Here is a 17790-nt window from a genome sequence, read left to right as displayed (position 1 = left end):
CGATCATCGACATTGCGCTAGTAGCCCCCCTGCAACGGAGGACCCCGCGTGCCACACTTACGAGCCGCCCTCGTCGCGTTGACCCTCGTGGCGACGACCGCCCCACCAGCCCATGCCACCACCATCACGATCGCCGGCGACCGCTCGCAGCCGGTCTTCTCCTACGCCGACGCCATCCGCGAGCACGTCTACGTGGAGGCGCCGATCGACAGCGACGCCGACGGCCGCCTCGACAGGGTCAGGGTGGACATCATCCGCCCGAGGACCGCCGACCGGATCCCCGTGATCATCGACGAGAGCCCCTACTACGACAACTCGGGCAGGGGCAACGAGAGCGAGCGCAAGGTCTACGACGCCGAGGGCAACGTGGCGAAGTTCCCGCTGTTCTACGACAACTTCTTCGTCCCGAGGGGCTACGCGGTACTCAACGTCGACATGCTCGGCACCACCAGGTCCGACGGCTGCCCGGCCACAGGAGGTCAGGCCGACGTCGTCGGCGGCAAGGCGGTCATCGACTGGCTGAACGGCAGGGCCCCCGCCTACCGCGCCGACGGCACGCCCGCCCACGCCACCTGGACCACGGGCAAGGCCGCCATGATCGGCAAGTCGTACGACGGCACGCTGGCCAACGCCGTGGCCGCCACGGGGGTCGAGGGGCTGGAGACGATCGTCCCGATCTCGGCGATCAGCTCGTGGTACCGCTACCAGCGCTCGGGCGGCGTCGTCTACTCCTACAACTACGCCTCATGGCTGGCCAACGTGGTCGACACCGACCCCGACGCCAAGTGCGCGGCCGTACGGGCGGACATGGACGCGCAGGACGGCGACGACACCGGCGACTACAACCCGTTCTGGGCCGAGCGCGACTACGAGAAGGACGTCGCGAACGTGAAGGCCAGCGTGTTCGTGGTCCACACGGTCAACGACCTCAACGTCAAGCCCGACAACTTCTCCGCCTGGTGGAAGGCGCTGGGCAGCAGGGGCGTGCCGCGCAAGATCTGGGTCGGCCAGTACCAGCACGTGGACCCCTTCGACTTCGAGGGACGCCGCGGCCTGTGGGTGGACACGCTGCACCAGTGGTTCGACCACTGGCTGCTCGGGGTCGACAACGGGATCATGAGCAGGCCCCGCGCCGACGTGCAGGTCGGCCCGGCGCAGTGGATCACCCAGCGAGACTGGCCCGCGCGCGGGGCGATGAGGGTGCCGCTGCGGCCCTCCGCCGACGGCTCACTCGGCCTGCTGCCGGCCCGCAGAGGCGCGACGGCGGCCTTCACCGACGTGCGCATGCCCGAGACCGAGATGGTCGCCGACGTCGGCACCGCCAAGCCGGGCAGGCTCGCCTTCACCACCGGCGAGCTCCCCCTCGACCTGCGCCTGTCCGGCACGCCGGTGGTCGACCTGCGCCTCGCGCTGGACCGGCCGACCGCGAACCTGACCGCGCTGCTCGTCGACTTCGGCGACGACACCCGCCTCGACTGGCGGCGCGGCCAGGGCATCACCACGCTCGCCGAGGAGGACTGCCACGGCGAGTCGACCGCGGCCGACGACGGCTGCTACCGCAAGGTCGCCACGAACCTGGCCACCCGCCCGCTGGAGATCGTCGCCCGCGGCTGGCTCGACGTGCAGAACCGCGACTCGCTGTCCTCGCCCAGCCCGCTGACGCCCGGCGCCTTCGCCCAGGTCGAGTGGGAGACCCTGCCGCACGACTACGTCTTCAAGAAGGGTCACAGGCTCGCCCTGGTGATCGCGGGCACCGACTCCACCTACAGCGGCGAGCGCGCCACCGGCGCGGCCGTCACGGTCGACCTGGCCAGGAGCAAGGTCACCGTGCCCTTCGCGCTCAGCGCACCGCTCGCAGAGGTGCCCGCCGGCCCCTCCACGTGGCGCGGCCCGCAGGAGGTGGAGCTGCCGACGCCGGAGCACGCCTTCCACTAGCGAACTAGTCCCACCAGAACGACCAGCAGAACTGTCCCCTGATCTGTTCGGCGTAGCCGTACAGATCGCCCGCGCCCTGGACGACGTTGTCGGGACAGAACGCCCAGTGCTCGGCCGCGACGTGGATCGCGTGCTCGGGGCTGACCGGCGGCGCGGCCACACTCAGCTCCAGCGTGTTGAACCCCAGCGCGACCACGCGCGCGCCGAAGCGCTCCTCCCAGCTGCGCACGACCGCGGCCAGCGGCACCATCCACTCGTTGTGGTGCAGCGCGCCCTGCCAGCCCATCACCGCCAGCGCGTCGGCGCCCCTGCGCGCGGCCGCCAGTCCGAGCGGCATGCCGCGCTCGCCCAGCACGCCCGCGTACCAGTCGGCGACCGACCCCGGATCGGCTCGCAGCTCCCCCGGCTCGGCCAGACCGGGGCACAGCGGCCCGAACGGCTCGATCTCGGCCAGCGACTCCACCGGCACCTGCGCGACCCAGTCTCGCCACACCTCGCTCATGAACCCCGCGGCGGTGAAGGTGTCGATGAGATCGGGCGAGTCGGGCGCGACCTGCGCGGACGACCACGGCTGCGCCGACTCGTCCAGCAGCACGGGCCACAGGCCCGAGCGTGGATGCTCGGCCCGCATCGCCGCCCACAGCCCGTCTCGCGCGGGCTCGTCGCTCATCCAGAAGGCCGGGCGCCTGGCGGGCTGCTCCGGCCACACGACGTCGCCCGCGGGCAGCTCGAAGGAGAGCGACCGCCCGCGGCCGCCGTCCTCGAACAGCCGGCAAAGACTCGCCGGTAGCTGGTGAGTGTTCATGTCTCGGAAGATGGTAGTCCCCCGGGACTTTCGTCCTGATGGACACGGGATCGATGAATCTTCTGCGCAGGTCGCGGCTGCGCGAGCCTCGAGTCATGAGGATTCTGCTCGCTCTCGTGTTCCTGCTGACGGGGTGCGCCGCCGTCGACGACCCCGCGGTGGTGGAGACCGCCTCGGGCCCCGTCAGGGGCACCGTCACCGGCGCCCACCGCCTCTTCCAGGGCATCCCGTACGCCACCGCGGCCCGCTGGGAGTCGCCCCGCCCGGCGAAGGCGTGGAAGGACGTGCGGGACGCCACCGAGCCTGGCGCGATGTGCCCCCAGGTCGGCTCCGACTACGCCAAGATCACCAGCTCCACGGAGGACTGCCTCTTCCTCAACGTCACGACGCCCCGCGAGCCCGGCGGCAAGCGTCCCGTCATGGTGTGGATCCACGGCGACGGCGCGCTGGGCGCGGGCCACCTCACCGACGCCCGCAGGATCGCCGCGAAGGGCGTGGTCGTGGTGACGATCAACTACCGCCTCGGCGTCTTCAGCGGGTTCGGCTTCCCCGGGCTCGCGGACTCGGGCACCTACGGCCTGCAGGACCAGCAGGAGGCGCTGCGCTGGGTGCGCCGCAACGCCGCGGCCTTCGGCGGCGACCCGGGCAACGTCACGGCGTTCGGCGTCTCCTTCGGCGCGCTGGCCATCGGCGGCCACCTCACCTCGCCTGGCGCGAAGGGCCTGTTCCAGCGCGTCATCATGCAGAGCGGCGAGACCATGATGGACATGCCCGCGGGCGCCATGATCCCCGGCCTGCCGGCGCAGCCGTCCTACGCATGGCGCTCCCGTGCCGACGCCGAGGCGGTCGGCGCGCACTACGCGGCCCGACTCGGCTGCTCCGACCTGGCATGCCTGAGGAGGCTGCCGGTGGAGAAGATCCTCGCGGTGCCGCAGATCATGAACGCCTTCCAGGTCTACGTCTACGGCAACAGGGTGCTGCCCGAGATCCCCTCCGAGGCGGTCGAGGAGGGCCGCTTCCACCGGGTGCCGGTGCTGGCGGGGGCGACCAAGGACGAGCACCGCATCTTCGTCGGGCTGGCGGGAGGGAAGGTCGACTATCCGAAACTGGCCGAGGCGGCCTTCCCCGGCAAGGACGTGCTGAAGGAGTACCCGCCCGGCGACGACCCCGCGCTCGCGTGGGCCCAGGTGATCACCGACAGGATGTGGGCGCGCGGCACCCACGCCCAGAACACGGCGCTGGCCAGGCACGTGCCCGTCTACGGCTACGAGTTCGCCGACAGGAACGCGCCGATGTTCCTCGACATCGAGAGCGACGGCTTCGACTGGGGCGCCTACCACGCCGCCGAGCTGTCCTACCTGTTCGAGGAGAGCCTGGCGAAGCTGGAGCCGGCACAGCGGCGCCTGGCCGACCAGATGGTGGGGTACTGGACCGCCTTCGCCCGCAAGGGCGACCCGAACGGGGAGGGCCTTCCCGCGTGGCCCACGCTGAAGGGGGGCACGCAGTCGCTCGCACCGGGCAGGATCGAGCAGATCGACTACGCGGCCGAGCACAACCTGGCGTACTGGAGGTGACGATGAGACCCGGCCCCTCGGCGTTCTACGTCTGGATCGCCGTGGCCTGGTTCCCCGCCTACGACCTGCTCAGGCAGCCGTCGTGGGCGGGGGCGCTCGGTCTGGCGGTCTTCGCGGCAGCCTATCTGGCCGCGATCCGGATGGCGTTCGGCGAGGGGCCCGCGTGGGCGCCGCTGGTGGTGCTGGCGGCGGTGACCTTCGCGCTCGGCATGGCCTACGGCGGCAAGTGGCTCTACCTCTGCCCGCTGGTGTCGATGGCGTGCGGCGTGGTGGTGCGGGGGCGGGCCGTGCCGTACGCGCTGGCGGGGGTGACGGTGGTCTCGATACTGGTGACGCTGCGGTCCGGCGGCGGCGAGGACGCGGTGGCCGCGGTGGCGTGGGGAACCTTCGTCGCAGGGGTCGTCGTGCACGTCACGCTGAAGCTGTTCGAGGCCAGGGAGGAGCTGGCCAGGGCGGCCGTGCTGAGGGAGCGCGAGCGCTTCTCCCGCGACCTGCACGACCTGCTCGGGCACACGCTGTCGCTGGTGGTGGTCAAGGCCGAGGCGGTGCGCAGACTCGCCTCCCGCGACGCCGACGCCGCCGCGCGGCAGGCGGGCGACATCGAGCAGATCGGGCGCAGGGCGCTGGCGGAGGTCCGCTCGGCCGTGGCGGGCTATCGGGGGCGCGGCCTGGCCGACGAGCTGGCCGCCGCCCGCCTGGCCCTGGAGGAGGCGGGGGTGCGGGCGGAGGTCATGCTGGAGGAGGTACGGCTCTCGCCCGACGCGGACGCGTTGCTGGGCTGGGCCGTCAGGGAAGGGGTGACGAACGTGATCAGGCACGCGCGGGCGACCGGTTGCGCCATCACACTCAGGGACGAGAGGGAGCGCGTGCTGCTCGAGATCGTCAACGACGGCGCGGCCCAGGCCTTCACGAGGGGAAACGGGCTGAAGGGCCTGGCCGAGCGGGGCGCGGCCGTCGAGGCGCGCACCGAGGGCGGCAGGTTCGTGCTCACGGTGGCGGTGCCGAAGTGATCAGGGTGCTCATCGCCGAGGACCAGGGCATGATGCGCGACGCGCTGGCGCTGCTGCTCGGCCTGGAGGACGACATCGAGGTCGTGGCGCAGGTGGCCGACGGCTCGGCGATCGTCCCTGCCGCCGAGCGGGTACGCCCCGACGTGGCGCTGCTCGACATCGAGCTGCCGGGCCGCAGCGGGCTCGACGCCGCCGCCGACCTGCGCGGCAAGGGCATCGTGGTGCTGATCCTCACCACCTTCGGCAGGCCCGGCTACCTGCGCAGGGCCATGGAGGCGGGCGCGGCGGGGTTCCTGGTGAAGGACGCGCCCGTCGAGGAGCTGGCCGCGGCGATCAGGCGCGCCGTGGCGGGCGAGCGGATCGTGGACCCCGCGCTGGCCGCCGCCGCGCTCAACGCGGGCCCGAGCCCGCTGACCGACAGGGAGCGCGACGTGCTGGCCGCCGCGATCGACGGCTCCACCATCGCCGACCTGGCCACCAGGCTGCACCTGTCGGAGAGCACGGTGCGCAACCACCTGTCGTCGGCCATAGGCAAGACGCACACCAGGAACCGGATCGAGGCCGCTCGCATGGCGCGGCACAATGGGTGGTTGTGACCTCCTACGACGCGGTTCTCAGCGACCTCGACGGCGTGCTGCGCCAGTTCGACCACGTGGCCCAGGCCGACATCGAGGCCCGCTACGGCCTGCCCCTGATGAAGACCGCCTTCGCGCCCGAGCGCATCCTGCCCGCCACGCTCGGGCAGATCACCGAGGCGCAGTGGGTCGAGTCCGTCGCGCTCGCGCTCGGCGGCGACGAGCGGGCCCGCCAGGCCGTCGCCGAGTTCGCCGAGGTCTCCTTCTGGGTCGACGAGGAGGTCAGGGCGCTGCTGGCCAAGGCGCAGGAGCGGGTCCCTCTCGTCCTGCTGACCAACGCCATGGACACGCTCGAGGAGCACCTCGACCGTCTCGGCCTGACCTACTTCGCCGACGCCGTGGTCAGCAGCGCGCGGGTCGGCCTGGCCAAGCCCGACCCGCGCATCTACGAGCTGGCCGCGCAGGTGGCCGGCGTCGCCCCCTCGCGCTGCCTGTTCGTCGACGACCGGCTGGAGAACGTCGAGGCCGCCAGGGCGCTCGGCATGATCGGGATCCACTTCACCGAGGCGGGTGACCTGGCGAGGGCGCTCAGCCTCTAGCCATGTCGAAGAAGCGCTTCTCCAGCTCGACCGCCCTGTGGAAGACGCTCAGCACCTCCTGGCGGTGGTCCTCGTCCAGGCCGGGCCCGAGCCTGTCGAGCTCGCCGCGCAGGAAGCCGACCCACTGCCTGAACTCGGGGCCCTCGTGCAGCTCGATCCACTCGCGGTGCACGAAGTTGTCGGGGTAGGGCTGGGTGGCGCGCGAGGCCCAGCCGAGGTAGGTCCACTCGGCCACGCACAGGACCGCCACGATCAGCACGTAGTCCTGGCTGGTCCTGGCCTCGTCCATCAGCGTGCGGAAGTCCTCGGTGACCGGCTCGAGGACCGTCGCGCCCGTGCCCGCTCCGAGGGCGTCGAGCGCGCGGTGGAAGTAGGTCTTCTCCTCCGTCGTGGCCACCTGCCCGAGGAAGCGGCCGTACGGCACCCGCGCCTCGAAGCTGTCGGCGCAGGCCACCGCTGCGCCGAGCAGCGCGGTGAAGGTGTCGACGAACTGGAAGTCCTGGCTCAGGTAGCGCCGCATGTCGTCGTCGGGCACCGTGCCCTTGGTGATCGCCTCCGCGAACGGGTGGGTGACCACCTCGGTCCAGGTGGGTTCGCACCGGGCGCGCAGCCACTCGCTGAAGTTTCCCTCGCTCACGCCCGCACCTTACCCACATCTCGCGTCCCTGAGCGTCCTGGGTGTCCGGTACGGCCCGCGCCTGCCGTACCGGACGGTCCCGTGGCGCTTCCTCAGTAGCCGTAGCCCGAGCTCGGGCTGGCGGCGGGCGCGGGCGCGCCCGTGGAGGGCGCCTTCGTCGAGGGAGCGGTCGAGGGGGCCGGCTGGCGGGCGCGGTCGCCGGTGGGGCGCAGCAGGCCGAGCAGGCCGTGCCGGGCCCCGTCGATGCCCGCCGCGAACCACAGGGCGTTCTCTCCGCCGTTGGCCGCGGTGCCGGGCTCCAGGTCCCACAGGCCGGGCAGCACGATCGCCCGCCCGCCCGCGTCGCGCAGCGGGCCGAGGTGACGGCCGTTCCTGAAGGCGTGGATGCGACCGTCGCCGAAGTTTCCGACCAGTGTCGCCCCCGCGTACTGGCCGAAGCCTCGCGGCGCGACGGTCACCGCCCACGGCGCGTTGAGCGGCCCGCGGGCGGCGAGCCGTCCGGTGAAGCGGCCGGAGGCGTCGAAACGGCTGACGAACCCCTTCCCCCTGCCGGCCACCGACTTGCCCGTGGACGCGTCGCGCAGGGCGTACGACACCCAGACCGCACCGCGGGCCACCGAGACGTTGAACGGCGCGTAGCCCGAGGGCATGGAGGGGTCGGCGAACTGGCGGCGGTCCAGCCGTACCCGCCTGAAGTCGTCGTCGAAGACGTGCACGCGCCCGCCCGCGAAGTCGGCGGCCAGCAGGAACGCGCCCTCCTGCGTCCGCATCATGGCCAGGCCCTTGTAGTCGGCGCCCCTGGTGAAGGCGGCGATGACGGCGTTCTTGGCGTCGGCCTCGGCGTTCCATCCGCTGATGGCGCCGCTGGGGCTGGCGAAGACGAACGTGGCGGGCCTGCCCTTGACGGTGAAGCCCTCGGTCGGGTTGAAGACCTGGCCGGTGGGCGCTCCTCCCGGCACGACGACCTCGGTGGCCTCCTTCCTGCCCTCGCCCGAGTAGACGGTGGCGACGCCGGTGCCCGTGGCCGAGACCCACAGGGTCTTGCCCATGGCCAGGCCCCACGGGTTGACCAGCTTGGGGTCAGTGGTGCGCGCCTTGCCTTTGACGTCGGAGACCAGGTTGACGACGTCGAACCTGGTCTGGTGACGCGCGGCCGCGGCGGGGGCCGTGGTGCCGAGGATGAGCGCCGCTGCGCAGAGTATGACGATGCGTGGCCGCATCCTGCCTCCTTGGTATGTGCGCTTGTGAAGCGAGGTACGCGGCCGGGCGGCGTCGGGTTCATCCCGACTTTTCCAGGGCAGGTCTGGGGGCATGGACGTTCTCGGCATCGACATCGGCGGTTCCGGCATCAAGGGCGCGCCCGTCGACCTGGAGAAGGGCCGGCTGTCGGCCGAGCGGCTGCGCATCCCCACTCCGCAGCCCGCCAAGCCCGAAGACGTCGCCGAGGTGGTGGCGCAGATCGTCAAGCACTTCGAGTGGAAGGGCCCCTTCGGCGTCACCTTCCCCGGCGTGGTCGTCGACGACGTCGTGCGCACCGCCGCCAACGTGCACCACTCGTGGGTGGGCGTCGACGCGGCCGAGCTGTTCGGCGGGGCGACGGTGCTCAACGACGCCGACGCCGCGGGCCTGGCCGAGATGAGGTACGGCGAGGGCAGGGGCCGCAAGGGCAGCGTGCTCATGCTGACCTTCGGCACCGGCATCGGCAGCGCCCTGTTCGTGGACGGCATTCTGGTGCCCAACACCGAGCTCGGCCACCTGGAGCTGCACGGCAAGGACGCCGAGCACCGCGCGTCCGACCGGGCGCGCGAGGATCACAATCTGTCGTGGGAGAAGTGGGCCGAGCGCGTCGAGGAGTACCTGAGGCACGTGGAGATGCTCTTCTCCCCCGCCCTGATCGTGCTGGGCGGCGGGGTGAGCAAGAAGGCCGACAAGTTCCTGCCGCACGTGAAACTCGACACCCCTGTCGTCCCCGCCGCGCTGCAGAACGAGGCGGGCATCATCGGCGCCGCCCTGGCTACTCGCGAGGGGTCGCAGGCGCTGCCCACCTGAACGACCCTGTACCGTCGGGCGGCCTGCCCCGAAGGCCGCCCTTGGAGTGAGGCGCCGCTGACCGTACGGCGGCGCGGGCGGAAATTGAGATGCGGGTTCGGGAATGAGTCCGGCACGATGGGCCGTTGGTCCGCATGCATATCCTGATAGCAGTATGGGAACGCCTTCCTTGCCCTCCTCGCTCACCGAGCTCCACTCACGCCTGCCCGAGCTGATGCCGCGCGACCAGCGGCGGCTTCGGCGCAGGCTCGACGGCGCGCGCCGAGTGCGCTCCCGCGAGGCGCAGCAGAAGATCGCCGCCGAGATCCTCGCCGACGTGGAACGCGCCGAACAGCGCGTGACCCGCCGCCGCGAGGTGGTCCCCGTCGTGAGGTATCCGGAGAACCTGCCGGTCTCGCAGCGCAAGGACGACATCCTCGAGGCGATCCGCGACAACCAGGTCGTGATCATCGCGGGCGAGACCGGCTCGGGCAAGACCACCCAGATCCCGAAGATCTGCCTGGAGCTGGGCAGGGGCGTGCGCGGCGTCATCGGCCACACCCAGCCGCGCAGGATCGCCGCGCGCACGGTGGCCGAGCGCATCGCCGAGGAGCTCGACACCACGCTCGGCGACGTCGTCGGCTACAAGGTGCGCTTCACCGACAAGGCCAACGACTCCACGCTGGTCAAGCTGATGACCGACGGCATCCTGCTGGCCGAGCTGCAGAACGACAGACTGCTGGAGCAGTACGACACGCTGATCATCGACGAGGCGCACGAGCGCAGCCTCAACATCGACTTCATCCTCGGCTACGTCAAGCAGCTGCTGCCCAGGCGTCCCGACCTCAAGGTCGTCATCACCAGCGCCACCATCGACCCCGAGCGCTTCTCGCGCCACTTCGACGACGCGCCGATCATCGAGGTGTCGGGGCGCACCTACCCCGTGGAGGTGCGCTACCGGCCGCTGAGCGAGGACGACGACCAGACGCAGGGCATCGTCGACGCCTGCAAGGAACTCGTGCTGGAGGGCCAGGGCGACATCCTGGTGTTCCTGTCGGGCGAGCGGGAGATCCGCGACACCTTCGACGCGCTGACCAAGGCCGAGTTCCGCAACACCGAGGTCCTTCCGCTGTACGCGCGGCTGTCGGCGGCCGAGCAGCACAGGGTCTTCCAGTCGCACACCGGCCGCAGGATCGTGCTGGCCACCAACGTGGCCGAGACCTCGCTGACCGTGCCCGGCATCAAGTACGTCGTGGATCCCGGCTTCGCGCGCATCTCGCGCTACAGCCACCGCACCAAGGTGCAGCGCCTGCCGATCGAGGCGATCTCGCAGGCCTCGGCCAACCAGCGCAAGGGCCGCTGCGGCCGCACCTCCGACGGCATCTGCGTCCGCCTGTACGAGGAGGAGGACTTCCTCGCCAGGCCGGAGTTCACCGACCCCGAGATCCTGCGCACGAACCTGGCCAGCGTCATCCTGCAGATGACCACGATCGGCCTGGGCGACATCGCAGCCTTCCCCTTCGTGGAGCCGCCGGACCAGCGGCAGGTGCGCGACGGCGTCAACCTGCTGCAGGAACTCGGCGCCTTCGACGCAGCAGGCGGCATCACCGCCATGGGGCGCAAGCTGGCCAACCTGCCCGTCGACCCGCGCCTGGCGCGCATGGTGCTGGAGGCGGAGAAGAACGGCTGCGTGCGCGAGGTGATGGTGATCGCCTCCGCGCTGTCCATCCAGGATCCTCGCGAGCGCCCCTCCGACAAGCAGCAGCAGGCCGACGAGAAGCACCGCCGCTTCGCCGACCCCGAGTCCGACTTCCTGTCCTACCTCAATCTGTGGAACTACCTGAAGGACAAGCAGAAGGAGCTGTCCTCCAGCGCCTTCAGGCGGATGTGCCGCTCGGAGTTCCTCAACTACCTGCGGGTGCGCGAGTGGCAGGACATCTACAGCCAGCTGCGCCAGGCGCTCGGCGCCGTGCCGAACAGCCAGGCCGCCTCGCCGTACCAGATCCACGTCTCGCTGCTGGCCGGGCTGCTGTCGCACCTGGGCGTCAAGGACGTCGTCGACAAGAAGGCCGTCGACGGGCGCAGGCCCATCCAGGAGTACATCGGGGCGCGCAACGCGCGCTTCGCCATCTTCCCCGGCTCGGCTCTGGCCAGGAAGCAGCCCGCGTGGGTGATGTCGGCGGAGCTGGTGGAGACCAGCAGGCTGTGGGCGCGGGTCAACGCCAGGATCGAGCCCGACTGGGTGGAGCCGCTGGCCCAGCACCTGATCAAGCGCACCTACTCCGAGCCGCACTGGGAGAAGAAGCAGGGCGCGGTCGTCGCCATGGAGAAGGTCACGCTGTACGGCGTGCCGCTCGTCGTCGGCCGCAAGGTCGGCTACGGCAGGATCGACCCCGAGCTGTCGCGCGAGCTGTTCATCAGGCACGCCCTCGTCGAGGGCGACTGGGACAGCCACCACGCCTTCCTGAAGGAGAACCGCAGGCTGCTCGGCGAGGTCGAGGAGCTGGAGAACCGCGCCCGCCGCCGCGACATCATGGTCGACGACGAGGCGCTGTTCGACTTCTACGACCAGCGGGTGCCGGCCGACGTGGTCTCGGCGGCGCACTTCGACTCCTGGTGGAAGAGGCAGCCGGACAAGGCGCTGCTGACGTTCTCGCCCGAGATGCTGGTCAACGAGGGCGCCGACATCAGCACCCAGGACTACCCCGACACCTGGCGCCAGCTCGGCCAGCGGATGAAGCTGACCTACCAGTTCGAGCCGGGCACCGAGGCCGACGGCGTCACCGTGCACATCCCGCTGCAGGTGCTCAACCAGGTCAACGCCGACGGCTTCGACTGGCAGATCCCCGGCCTGCGCGAGGAGCTGGTCACCGCGCTGATCAGGTCGCTGCCCAAGAACATCAGGCGCAACTTCGTGCCCGCGCCCAACTACGCCAAGCAGGTGCTCCAGCACGTCAAGGCGGGCGGCGAGCCGCTGCTCGAGGCGCTGGAGCGCGAGCTGCTGCGGCTGACGGGCGTGCGGGTGCCGCGCGAGGCGTGGCAGCTCGACCAGCTGCCCGACCACCTGCGCGTCACCTACCGGGTGATCGACGAGCGCAAGCGGACGGTCGCCGAGGACAAGGACCTCGACGCGCTCAAGAGACGTCTGGCTCCCAAGCTGCGCCAGACGCTCTCGCAGGCGGGCGACGGCCTGGAGCGCACCGGCCTCACCACGTGGAGCGTCGCCACCCTGCCGAAGGTGTTCGAGCAGGGCCGGATGAAGGGCTACCCCGCCCTGGTCGACGCGGGCTCCTCGGTCTCGGTGAAGATCTTCGAGACGCAGGCCGAGCAGCGCAGGTCCATGTGGCTCGGCACCAGGCGGCTGCTGCTGCTCAACATCACCTCACCCGCCAAGTCGCTGCTCGGCGGCCTGTCCAACCAGGCGAAGCTGGCCCTGTCGCGCTCGCCTCACGGCGGCGCGGTGGCGCTGTTCGAGGACGTGGTCAACGCCGCGGTCGACAAGCTGATGCGCGACGTCGGCGGCCCCGCGTGGGACCCTGTCTCCTTCGACCGCCTCTACCAGCACGTCCGCGCCGAGCTCTACGACACCTCCAGGGAGATCCTGGCGAAGGCCGAGCAGATCCTGGCCGCCTGGCACGAGGTCAACCTCAAGCTCGGGGCGCTGCGCTCCGACGCCTCGACCGAGGACGTCAGGGACCAGATGGGCAAGCTGATCTTCCCCGGCTTCATCACCGCCACCGAGGCGAGCCGCCTGCCCGACATCTCCCGCTACATCAGGGCGATCGACCGGCGTCTCGCCAAGCTCCCCGAGGAGCCGTGGCGCGACGTGGAGTGGATGGACAAGGTGCACAAGGTCGAGGACGACTATCTCGACGTGCTCGACAAGCTCCCTCCCGCCCGCCGCGGCGACCCCGACGTGCGGGAGATCCGCTGGATGATCGAGGAGCTGCGGGTCAGCTTCTTCGCCCAGACCCTCGGCACCCCGACCCCGATCTCGGAGAAGCGCATCGCCAAGGCTCTGGAGAAGCTCCTCCCCTGACGCCTACCATGTCCCCTCATGGATCAGTTGGAGCGCATTCGCGGGTCTCTGCTCGGCGGCGCGATCGGCGACGCCCTCGGCGCGCCGATCGAGTTCGACTCCATCAGGGAGATCCGCAAGCACCACGGCCCCGACGGCGTCACCGGCTACGTGCCCGACTGGCGGGGCAGGATCGGCCTGGTCACCGACGACACGCAGATGACGCTGTTCACGGTCGAGGGCCTGGTCGAAGGCGGTGACGTGGAGTCGGTACGGCAGGCCTACCTGCGCTGGCTCGACACCCAGGACCACTCCGCTCCCCCGCCGCCCGACCGGCCGTGGCGTACGGGGTCGCTGCGCGAGCAGGGGTGGCTCTACTCCAGGCGGGCGCCGGGCAACGCCTGCCTGTCGGGGCTGCGCCAGCCCTTCCCCGGCCCTGCCCCGATGGGCGAGCCAGGCCCGGTCAACCCCGGCTCCAAGGGTTGCGGCACGGTCATGCGGTCGGCGCCCTTCGGGCTGGTGGCCGAGCCCGCGGCCGCGTTCAGGCTGGCCGCGGAGTGCGCGCAGATCACCCACGGGCATCCGACCGGCTACCTGGCCGCGGGGGCGTTCGCGGCGATCACGGCCTGCCTGGTCGAGGGAGCGCCGCTGGCCGAGGCCGTACGGCGCGCTCTTGACCTGCTGCCGGGCGGCGACGAGACCAGCATCGCGCTGCTGGCGGCGTCGCGGGCCCCGCACGGGCGCACCCCTGAGGCGGTCGAACGGCTGGGCGGGGCGTGGGTGGCGGAGGAGGCCCTCGCCATCGCCGTCCACTGCGCGCTGGCCGAGCCCGATCCGGCCGGGGCGCTGCTGCTGGCCGTCAACCACTCGGGCGACAGCGACTCCACGGGCGCGATCTGCGGCAACCTGCTCGGCGCCGCGCACGGCACGGCCGCGCTGCCCGCCGAGTGGCTGCGGCCGCTCGAAGGGCGCGAGACGATCGAGGAGCTCAGCCTTTCACTGAGCCGCGCAGCACACCCGAGATGACCCAGCGCTGGGCGAAGACGTAGACGATCAGCACGGGCGCCAGCGCCATCAGGTAGGAGGCGAACGCGACGGTGTAGTCGGTGTTGAACTGCGACTGGAAGACGTACTGCACCAGCGGCAGCGTCTGCGCCTCCGACAGCACCACCAGCGGCAGCAGGAAGTCGTTCCACGCCCACAGGAAGGTGAGGATGCCGACCGTGGCGTTCATCGGGGCGAGCAGCGGGAAGATCACCCGCCAGAACACCGTCCAGGTGCCCGCGCCGTCCACGCGCGCCGCCTCCTCCAGCGACACGGGGATCGAGCGGATGTAGCCGACGTAGAGGAAGATGTTGAACGCCAGGCCGTAGACGACGTACAGCAGGATGAGCCCCGCCTGGTTGTCCAGGCCCAGCATCGAGGTCTGCTTCACCACCGGCAGCATGATGATCGGGAACGGCACGAACAGCGCGGAGACGAAGTAGTAGTACAGCCCCTTGAACAGGCGGCGCTCCATGTTGCGGGCGATGGCGTAGGCGACGAGCGAGTTGGTAAGCAGCGTGAGCAGCACGGCGGAGACCGTGATGAGGGCGCTGGTCAGCGCGGCGCGCGGATAGCCGGTCAGCTCCCAGGCGGTGGCGAAGTTGCTCCAGCGGATCTCGCTCGGTAAGGCGAGACCCGAGCCCGTCAGCTGGTCGGGCGACTTGAGCGCGGTGACGACGGTGAAGTAGAGCGGGACCAGCACGGTCAGCGAGCAGGCGGCCAGCAGGCCGGTGAGCCACCAGTTGACGCGGGTCACAGCTGTTCCCTCCGTTGCAGGATCCTGAGCTGGAAGATCGAGACCAGCACGATGACGACGAAGTACACGATGGCGTTGGCGGTCTGGTAGGCGTACTCCCCGCCCTGGAATCCGCCGGTGTAGATGAGCAGCGACACCGAGGTGGTCGCGGTGCCGGGGCCGCCGTTGGTGAGGGCCACGATGTGGTCGAAGACCTGCAGGAAGTTCTTCAGCGACAGCACCATGTTGACCGTGAAGAACGGCGCGATCAGCGGGAAGACCACCGAACGGAAGCGCCGCCACGAGCCCGCCCCGTCGATTCGCGCGGCCTCGTGCAGGTCCTCGGGGATGGTCTGCAGTCCGGCCAGATAGATGATGATGTTGAACGCCACGGCCTGCCACACCGCGACGACCACGACGCCGATCCACGCCAGCTCGCCGAGCAGCACGGGCACGTAGTTGGAGAACAGGTAGTTGAAGATGTAGCCGACGATCAGGATGGCCAGCACGTTCGGGATGAAGAAGACGCCGCGCAGCGCGGTCCTGAACCTGATGCGCGCGCTCAGCCCCACGGCGATCGCCAGGGCGATCACGTTGGTGAGGATCGTCGCGACGACGGCGAACTGGAAGGTGAACAGGTAGGCGTCGAGGATCCTGTCGTCCTTGAAGAGGTTGACGTAGTTGCGCAGGCCGATGAAGGCGTGCTCGCCGTAGCCTGGGGAGTCGGTGAGGCTGTAGTAGAAGCCCTGCAGCACCGGCACGGTGTGGAAGACGAAGAAGAGCACGAAGGCGGGCAGCACCATCCAGTAGAAGGCCCTGCTCATGACCTGCGCTCCATGACCTTGTCCCACTCGCTGTCGAGCTCGGCGAGGAAGGCGCGCGAGTCCCCGTCGATGAGGAAGCGCTGCAGCAGCCGCTCCAGCTGGACGGCCAGCGGGATGTGGTGGTCGGGGAAGCCGGCCAGGCGGCCCCGCTCGAAGTAGGGCAGTACCTCTCGAAGGACCGGCGAGCCTGCCTGTCTCAGCGGGGGGATGGCCACCTGCTCCTCGGCGTAGGCCTTCATCACCTCGGGCCGCATCAGGTACTCCACGAACGCCATCGCCTCCTTCGGATGCCGCGGCTCGCGCGCCATCGTCACCGCGACGTCCACCCCCGACACCAGCCGCTGATCCTGTACGGCGGGCAGCGCGAACGTGCCGAGCTCGAAGGCGGGCTCCAGGCCCTTGATGGCCGGGATCGCCCAGCTGCCCTGCAGGTACATCGCGGCCCTGCCCTCGGCGAAGGCGCGGTTGCCCTCGTCGTAGCCGCGTGTGAGGCGGTCGGGCTGGCCGTGGGAGTAGAGCTCCTTGAGCTTCTCCGTCACCTGCGGGTAGGCGCTCAGGAAGGTGGCCTGGCCCGCCCTGCGCCTGGCGAAGAAGTCGGCGGGCGCGAGGTTGGCGGCCAGGGCGTTGAAGGTGGGCAGCGCGGTCCAGGCGTCCTTCAGGGTGAGGTAGAACGGCGTCACCCCCGCCGCCCTGAACGTCCTGGCGGCCGCGATGAGCTCCGCCCAGCTGCGGGGCGGCTCGACGCGGTGCCTGGCGAAGAGGTCCCTGTTGTAGATCACGACGTTGGCGTTGGAGGCGAAGGGCAGCCCGTTCACCTCTCCGCGCCCGAAGGTGCCCAGGTCGTTGAGGATCTTCTGCACCGGCGGGTTGGCCACCTGGGCGACCCTGTCGCGGCTGAAGTCGCGGAAGACGCCCGCCGCGGCCAGCTCGCCGAAGACGCCGGCCCCGTTGAGCGTCAGCACGTCGGGCACGTCCTGCCTGACCAGGCGGGTCCTGAGGGCGGTCTCGGCGTTGGGCACGTGGCGCTGGACCACCCTGACGCCGGGGTGCTCGCGCTCGAACTCGTCGATGATGCGGTCGAAGGTCTTGACGGCCTCGGGCTTGAACTGGAAGAAGTCCAGCGTGACGGCGGATCCTGGGTCCTGGCCGCACGAGGTCGCGAACAGGGCGGTGGCCACCAGAAGGGCGATGCTGCGGGCCATGGCGACTCCTTGGGGGGTGGGCCTGCCACTGCCCATCGCGCACGGGTTCTATCCAGCCGGCCACGCTTTCACGGCCGAGGCCCGCGCGTCGGGAGGCCGCCCTGACGGCCTCCCGAAGCGAGGCGCCCTCAGAGGTCGCGCTCCTGCTGGTCCAGGATGGCTAGGGCGACCGACACCGCGGTGCTCGCGTCGCCCGCCTCGATCGCCGCCAGCAGCTCGTCGTGCGAGGTGTCCGAGCCGAGCACCACCCGCTCCATGCAGTGATCCTTGCGCACGCTGTCCCGTAGCACCTCGCTCATGCTGCGGTAGAGGTCGCCGAGCACGGGATTGTGCGCCGCCTCCGCCACCAGTAGATGGAAGTCCACGTCGGCGTCGGCGAAGGCGTCCACGTCCACCGACCGCCCCGCCGACACCCTCCGCTCGAGCGCCTCCCTCATCCGTTCGAGGTCCTCGGGGGTGCGCTTGGTCGCGGCCAGGCGCGCCGCCACGAGGTCGAGTCCGCGCCGCACGTCAATGATGTCCATGGCCGCCGCCCTGTCGAGCCGACGCCGCAGCGCCACCTGCGACTCGTCGCTGGCGGTCACGTAGGTGCCGTCACCCTGCCTGGTCGTCAGCAGCCCCGCGTGCACGAGCACCCGTACGGCCTCGCGCACCGACAGCCTGCTCACGCCCAGCGAAGCGGCCAGCTGGCTCTCTGACGGGATCTTGCTTCCCACCGGCCACGCCCCGCTCACGATCTCCTGGCGCAGCTCGCCGATCGCGGCGTCGACAAGCGAGATCCGGCCCACGTTCCGCATTCATCC

Annotated in this window: 15 protein-coding genes; 8 read left to right on the top strand and 7 right to left on the bottom strand. The window is 70.6% G+C overall.

The window, feature by feature from the left end; all coding sequences use genetic code 11:
- Positions 1-48 precede the first annotated feature (48 nt).
- On the top strand, positions 49-1935 hold the full coding sequence (locus ABFX55_RS01815; RefSeq protein WP_346116936.1) for a Xaa-Pro dipeptidyl-peptidase: 1887 nt from the start codon (positions 49-51) through the stop codon (positions 1933-1935).
- A 4-nt stretch (positions 1936-1939) separates the two neighbouring features.
- Here the strand turns inward: ABFX55_RS01815 and ABFX55_RS01810 are convergent, their stop codons facing one another.
- Positions 1940-2740 (bottom strand): DUF4253 domain-containing protein, encoded by an 801-nt coding sequence (locus ABFX55_RS01810; RefSeq protein WP_183646642.1) that lies wholly within the window; start codon positions 2738-2740, stop codon positions 1940-1942.
- A gap of 95 nt (positions 2741-2835) precedes the next feature.
- On the opposite strand from ABFX55_RS01810, the gene ABFX55_RS01805 reads away from it, so the two are divergent.
- The 4 genes from ABFX55_RS01805 to ABFX55_RS01790 are packed head-to-tail and all read left to right on the top strand — an operon-like array spanning position 2836 to position 6498.
- Entirely contained in the window at positions 2836-4314 is a 1479-nt protein-coding gene (locus tag ABFX55_RS01805; protein WP_346116934.1) for a carboxylesterase/lipase family protein, read from the top strand.
- A 2-nt stretch (positions 4315-4316) separates the two neighbouring features.
- Entirely contained in the window at positions 4317-5324 is a 1008-nt protein-coding gene (locus ABFX55_RS01800) for a sensor histidine kinase (RefSeq protein ID WP_346116932.1), read from the top strand.
- Complete coding sequence (locus ABFX55_RS01795; RefSeq protein ID WP_346116930.1) at positions 5321-5920, top strand: response regulator; 600 nt, start codon at positions 5321-5323, stop codon at positions 5918-5920. The genes ABFX55_RS01800 and ABFX55_RS01795 overlap by 4 nt, the downstream gene beginning before the upstream one ends.
- Complete coding sequence (locus ABFX55_RS01790) at positions 5917-6498, top strand: HAD-IA family hydrolase (protein ID WP_346116928.1); 582 nt, start codon at positions 5917-5919, stop codon at positions 6496-6498. Before ABFX55_RS01795 ends, ABFX55_RS01790 begins: the two co-directional genes overlap by 4 nt.
- Here the strand turns inward: ABFX55_RS01790 and ABFX55_RS01785 are convergent.
- A complete protein-coding gene (locus ABFX55_RS01785) occupies positions 6488-7135 on the bottom strand; it encodes a TenA family protein (protein WP_346116926.1) in 648 nt (215 codons plus the stop codon). The two genes, ABFX55_RS01790 and ABFX55_RS01785, sit on opposite strands and share 11 nt — an antisense overlap.
- Positions 7136-7227: 92 nt before the next feature.
- Positions 7228-8355, bottom strand: a complete 1128-nt coding sequence (locus tag ABFX55_RS01780; RefSeq protein WP_346116924.1) for a TIGR03118 family protein — start codon at positions 8353-8355, stop codon at positions 7228-7230.
- Between the two features lie 91 nt (positions 8356-8446).
- On the opposite strand from ABFX55_RS01780, the gene ppgK reads away from it, so the two are divergent.
- The 3 genes from ppgK to ABFX55_RS01765 all read left to right on the top strand — a co-directional run bounded on the left by ppgK (position 8447) and on the right by ABFX55_RS01765 (position 14207).
- Positions 8447-9184 (top strand): polyphosphate--glucose phosphotransferase, encoded by a 738-nt coding sequence (ppgK, locus tag ABFX55_RS01775; RefSeq protein WP_346116922.1) that lies wholly within the window; start codon positions 8447-8449, stop codon positions 9182-9184.
- A 154-nt stretch (positions 9185-9338) separates the two neighbouring features.
- Positions 9339-13202 carry an ATP-dependent RNA helicase HrpA gene (gene hrpA, locus ABFX55_RS01770; protein WP_346116920.1) on the top strand — a complete coding sequence of 1288 codons (3864 nt, stop codon included), beginning with the start codon at positions 9339-9341 and terminating at the stop codon, positions 13200-13202.
- A gap of 18 nt (positions 13203-13220) precedes the next feature.
- Entirely contained in the window at positions 13221-14207 is a 987-nt protein-coding gene (locus ABFX55_RS01765) for an ADP-ribosylglycohydrolase family protein (RefSeq protein WP_346116918.1), read from the top strand.
- Here the strand turns inward: ABFX55_RS01765 and ABFX55_RS01760 are convergent.
- The 4 genes from ABFX55_RS01760 to ABFX55_RS01745 all read right to left on the bottom strand — a co-directional run bounded on the left by ABFX55_RS01760 (position 14170) and on the right by ABFX55_RS01745 (position 17784).
- Positions 14170-14982 (bottom strand): carbohydrate ABC transporter permease, encoded by an 813-nt coding sequence (locus ABFX55_RS01760; protein WP_312895513.1) that lies wholly within the window; start codon positions 14980-14982, stop codon positions 14170-14172. The two genes, ABFX55_RS01765 and ABFX55_RS01760, sit on opposite strands and share 38 nt — an antisense overlap.
- Positions 14979-15785 carry a carbohydrate ABC transporter permease gene (locus ABFX55_RS01755; protein ID WP_346116916.1) on the bottom strand — a complete coding sequence of 269 codons (807 nt, stop codon included), beginning with the start codon at positions 15783-15785 and terminating at the stop codon, positions 14979-14981. The genes ABFX55_RS01760 and ABFX55_RS01755 overlap by 4 nt, the downstream gene beginning before the upstream one ends.
- The gene (locus ABFX55_RS01750) at positions 15782-16987 is read right to left on the bottom strand and encodes an ABC transporter substrate-binding protein (RefSeq protein ID WP_346116914.1); all 1206 of its coding nucleotides are present in this window, start codon (positions 16985-16987) and stop codon (positions 15782-15784) included. The genes ABFX55_RS01755 and ABFX55_RS01750 overlap by 4 nt, the downstream gene beginning before the upstream one ends.
- 128 nt (positions 16988-17115) lie before the next feature.
- Positions 17116-17784: a FadR/GntR family transcriptional regulator gene (locus tag ABFX55_RS01745; RefSeq protein ID WP_183646680.1), complete on the bottom strand. Its 669-nt coding sequence runs from the start codon at positions 17782-17784 to the stop codon at positions 17116-17118.
- Between the last annotated feature and the right edge of the window lie 6 nt (positions 17785-17790).

The sequence above is a fragment of the Nonomuraea roseola genome, from assembly GCF_039535395.1.
GTDB classification, from domain to species: domain Bacteria; phylum Actinomycetota; class Actinomycetes; order Streptosporangiales; family Streptosporangiaceae; genus Nonomuraea; species Nonomuraea roseola.
The sequence above is the reverse complement of the archived record's forward strand: the minus strand, read 5'-3'. Positions and strand labels throughout refer to the sequence as shown.

Bases quoted from the DNA above. Each gene is read 5' to 3' on its own strand.
- ABFX55_RS01810 (WP_183646642.1), bottom strand. From the start codon at position 2,740: ATGAACACTCACCAGCTACCGGCGAGTCTTTGCCGGCTGTTCGAGGAC.
- ABFX55_RS01805 (WP_346116934.1), top strand. From the start codon at position 2,836: ATGAGGATTCTGCTCGCTCTCGTGTTCCTGCTGACGGGGTGCGCCGCC.
- ABFX55_RS01800 (WP_346116932.1), top strand. From the start codon at position 4,317: ATGAGACCCGGCCCCTCGGCGTTCTACGTCTGGATCGCCGTGGCCTGG.
- ABFX55_RS01780 (WP_346116924.1), bottom strand. From the start codon at position 8,355: ATGCGGCCACGCATCGTCATACTCTGCGCAGCGGCGCTCATCCTCGGC.
- ppgK (WP_346116922.1), top strand. From the start codon at position 8,447: ATGGACGTTCTCGGCATCGACATCGGCGGTTCCGGCATCAAGGGCGCG.
- hrpA (WP_346116920.1), top strand. From the start codon at position 9,339: ATGGGAACGCCTTCCTTGCCCTCCTCGCTCACCGAGCTCCACTCACGC.
- ABFX55_RS01765 (WP_346116918.1), top strand. From the start codon at position 13,221: ATGGATCAGTTGGAGCGCATTCGCGGGTCTCTGCTCGGCGGCGCGATC.
- ABFX55_RS01755 (WP_346116916.1), bottom strand. From the start codon at position 15,785: ATGAGCAGGGCCTTCTACTGGATGGTGCTGCCCGCCTTCGTGCTCTTC.
- ABFX55_RS01750 (WP_346116914.1), bottom strand. From the start codon at position 16,987: ATGGCCCGCAGCATCGCCCTTCTGGTGGCCACCGCCCTGTTCGCGACC.
- ABFX55_RS01745 (WP_183646680.1), bottom strand. From the start codon at position 17,784: ATGCGGAACGTGGGCCGGATCTCGCTTGTCGACGCCGCGATCGGCGAG.